Raw genomic sequence first — 3,808 nt, 5'->3', positions numbered from 1 at the left:
CGGAGCAGTCATGGAGGTAACGAAGTGGCTGAAGCCTTCGATTAGCGTGTCACGAATTGGTGACAGCGCGAGTGTGCAGGCCGTAACGCGAGTGAGTGCGCCGGGAGAAACCGGCAAGGAGTATGTGGTGAAAGTCCACTGCGATGAAGGAGTAGCAATCCACGTCGCCCCTGATCCGTGCGCAGGCGTCCGTGAGGACGTCGGCGAAGCGTCGGTGGGGGAGCGTATAGGCCAGCCATTGAGCCGCGAAACCGTTATAAACCCGAGTGCCGACGTTGTTCACTTGACGGAAGGCAAAATCGGCAGGCGCGATAATGCGAGTGCCCGCCGAGCTCGGCGTGGTCTGAGACCCTGGCATGTACGGACGCTCCTTGTGCGGGAACCGGGAGATCTTTGGATCGGCCATAGGCCTTCCGGGCCGATGGTCCGTGGCGGGAAGGCGAGGAGCCGTTGCCGCTGATGCACGATCCAGAGAAGTCTGACTCCGGCATAGTAGCAACGAAGCCGACGAACAAGGCTGGGCAACCAGCTTCGGAGCCGGTGGAGCCAAGGCCGGGGACCAATGGAAACGTGGGCCAGCAAAGCACGCACCGGGCGCAGAGCCGGATTCGCGTGACCCAGGCGCTGGACCGTGTACGACAAGCAGCAAGGCAAAGAAAGAAGGAGCGGTTCACCGCGCTTCTCCACCACATCAATGTCGATACCCTGAAGACGGCGTTCTACGCGCTGAAGCGCAAAGCCGCCCCCGGGGTGGATGGCGTGATGTGGCAGGACTACGAGTCGAATCTTGAGCTCAGGCTCAAGGATCTGCACGGACGGGTCCATCGAGGAGCCTACCGGCCGCAACCGTCTCGCCGGACGTATATCCCGAAGGCGGATGGAAAGCAGCGGCCACTAGCGATCGCCGCCTTGGAAGACAAAATCGTCCAGGGCGCAACCGTCTTGGTGCTCAACGCGATCTACGAAGTCGACTTCGTCGGTTTCTCCTATGGGTTCCGACCCAGACGGGGACCGCACGATGCGTTGGACGCACTTTCGACAGCGATCAAAATAAAGAAGGTGAACTGGACACTTGACGCCGACGTCCAGAACTTCTTTGGAGCTGTTAGCCAGGAATGGCTCACCCGCTTCCTAGAACATAGGATCGGCGACAAGCGCATCGTCCGCCTCATCCAGAAGTGGCTCAAGGCGGGTATACTTGAAGACGGAGTCGTAACAGTTGATGATAAGGGGACGGGCCAAGGTTCGGTAATTTCACCGCTCCTCGCCAATGTCTACATGCATTACTGCTTCGATCTCTGGGCCGAACGCTGGAGACGGCAAGAAGCCCGGGGCGACATGATCGTCGTGCGTTATGCCGACGATCTGGTGATCGGCTTCGAGCATAAGGACGACGCACAGCGTTTCCTCGATGCGATGCGTGACAGGCTTGGGGAATTTGCGCTGTCGCTTCACCCAGCTAAAACGCGCCTGATTGAGTTCGGCCGCTTTGCAACGACCGATCGAAAAAGGCGCGGGCTTGGAAAGCCAGAAACGTTCACCTTCTTGGGCTTCACTTTCATCTGTGGACGATCGCGCCGCGGCACTTTCGTGCTTCAACGGAAGACCCGATGCGACCGCATGCGGCGTAAGCTGAAGGACATCAAGGCAGAGTTGCAGCGTCGAATGCACCAACCGATACCCCAACAGGGAAAGTGGTTGAGCCAGGTGGTGACTGGCCACTTCGCCTACTATGCGGTCCCAACCAACAGCCGGGCGCTCTCGACGTTCCGACATTGCGTGACCGACCTCTGGCGACGAACGCTTCGGCGGCGCAGCCAGCGAGACGGATTCACATGGGAGCGCATGACGAAGTTGGTCAATGACTGGCTTCCCCCGCCGCGCATCCTTCATCCTTGGCCAGACATACGCTTTGACGTCAAACACCCAAGGTAGGAGCCGGATGCCTTAGTTGGGCGAGTCCGGATCTGTGCGGGGGGCGGCCAGCAATGGCCGTTCCTACCGCGATACGGCGAGCAAGCCTTGTATGGGGCTTTTGAAGTCAAGCATATATTTCACACCATTCTTTCCTTCATTCCAGTTTCTTTGTTCGACTTGGAATCCCATTTCTTCGCCCCGACCCACACGTGTTGAGGCCGACGCGCACAGGGCCTGTCAAGGTCGGCCGTCGCTCTGCCCTGGGCCGGCACGCTCCGTCGTTTCCAGGCCGCGCCTTGACAGGCCCGAGCACGGCGGCAACCCTGGTTGTTGGGGGCGGGACGATGATCAGCGGGGAGCTTTGCCATCGGGCGCGGGATCATCGCGCCACAACCTTGTATTCGCTAGGTCCGTACTGACCTGACCATGATGCAGTCATGCGCATCGGCGGCGAAGCTCCTCGGCGGCGGACCCATTCTCGAAACCAGTTTCAAAACCATGGCTTGCTTCGGGTGACTGCCACCTCGGATCGTCGTCGGACACCGACGATATTCTCTGCTCGTCAGCCTCCGAGAGCTTGTCTTTTCTAAGTCCTCCCCTCACGCCGCTCGCAATACGACGCCAGCCGGAACCTCGCCAATGGTTACCAGACGCCACAAGGCAATTAGCAATTTGCGCGCCGGAGCTACGATTATTGTTTTGCGGTTTCTGCCACCCTCAGTTCGAGTCCGATACCACTGGGCCAGTGCACTGTCCTTCTGAAAGAGCAAAAAGGCGCCAAGCCAACTGAATCATTCCGCTGCGTACTCGTGCGTTGCCCGCCTTGGCGAGCCCTTTCTCTCGCCGTTTGCTGCCACTCTCATCGGGCGCGCCAGTGAGACCAGCATAGCGCGCTACGGCTCGTCGATCCCGCAATTTCCGCAAGAGGACCTTGTGCACCAGCATGTCCGCCGTTTCTATACCAACACCAATAACGCGGGCGATCAGTCGGACCATCGCGTGTGGTCCATCACCGGGCGCCTGCTCCATACGCTCCAGGCGCGCCTCCTCGATCTGGCGGATCTGATCACTGACGAGCCGCCGGCGCTCCATGTCGCGATGCAGCTCAGCTAGTGTGTTGGGCGGTATTGGTTCGCCCTCGGGCGTGCGCAAATCTTCAAGGCGCCCGGCGGCCTTCTTCAGCTTGGGATTGAAGCCGCGGATGCCCAGCCGTATCAACGCTGCTTTCGTTCGGTTGACAATCCGAGTTTGTTTTCCAACCAGGCTCTGGCGCTCGCGGTTGGGCCGCTTGGCATCTTCGTCCTTGGTAGTCGGGATCGCCACCATCTTGCAGTGATCTCGCTCGCCGCGCAGCCGGCCGAGAAAGGCGCGCTTGAGCAGCTCGGTGTCGAGACGGTCGGTCTTGGCGCGCCGGTGCTCGCGCGACACGGCTACGCTCGATGCGTGGATAGGCCTCGATGCCGCGTGCTCCAAGCCAGCGCGCAAGCCAGAAACCGTCCCGGCCCGCCTCAAAGGCGACGGTAATGCGTTCGATCCTGCGTCCCGCTTTCTCCGCTTCCTCACGCCAGCGATTGAGCAGCTTCAGCAATGCGCTCTCGTGTAAGCGTCGTTCTCAGGCCACGGCTTTGAAGGCTTGAGCTCGGTAGGCCCAGGGCAGTAGCTGGTCGATGTCGCGGTTTGGATGCCCGTTGACGATCCTGGTCAGGACGTCGGTGAGATAGGCGAGCGGATCGACGTCGTTGATCTTGCAAGTCTCGACCAAGGTTGCGACGACGGCCCAATGTTCGGCGCCCCCGTCCGAGCCGGGGCCATAGTGCCGGGTTTCTGACATTCGAAGCCGTGATCGCCTATCCGTACCACCCGCTGGTCGGCCGGACGGTCCTGGTGACCG

3 protein-coding genes and 1 pseudogene are annotated in these 3,808 nt (G+C 60.5%); 1 reads left to right on the top strand and 3 read right to left on the bottom strand.

What is annotated here, in order from left to right:
* Positions 1–49: 49 nt before the first annotated feature.
* Positions 50–406 (bottom strand): hypothetical protein, encoded by a 357-nt coding sequence (locus tag YUU_RS59905; protein ID WP_027528079.1) that lies wholly within the window; start codon positions 404–406, stop codon positions 50–52.
* A 53-nt stretch (positions 407–459) separates the two neighbouring features.
* On the opposite strand from YUU_RS59905, the gene ltrA reads away from it, so the two are divergent.
* Positions 460–1,935 (top strand): group II intron reverse transcriptase/maturase, encoded by a 1,476-nt coding sequence (gene ltrA / locus YUU_RS0145535; protein WP_035665209.1) that lies wholly within the window; start codon positions 460–462, stop codon positions 1,933–1,935.
* A 699-nt stretch (positions 1,936–2,634) separates the two neighbouring features.
* Here ltrA and YUU_RS54470 read toward each other — a convergent pair.
* Together YUU_RS54470 and YUU_RS0145525 are read right to left on the bottom strand one after the other, a co-directional pair.
* Complete coding sequence (locus YUU_RS54470) at positions 2,635–3,345, bottom strand: transposase (RefSeq protein ID WP_245288326.1); 711 nt, start codon at positions 3,343–3,345, stop codon at positions 2,635–2,637.
* Positions 3,346–3,529: 184 nt separating this feature from the next.
* A pseudogene (locus YUU_RS0145525) lies at positions 3,530–3,721 on the bottom strand (transposase domain-containing protein); the annotation flags it as partial.
* Positions 3,722–3,808: the final 87 nt, after the last annotated feature.

Origin of the sequence: Bradyrhizobium sp. Ec3.3, from assembly GCF_000472925.1 — a bacterium.
Taxonomy (GTDB): domain Bacteria; phylum Pseudomonadota; class Alphaproteobacteria; order Rhizobiales; family Xanthobacteraceae; genus Bradyrhizobium.
This window is presented reverse-complemented; position numbering and strand designations above follow the sequence as displayed.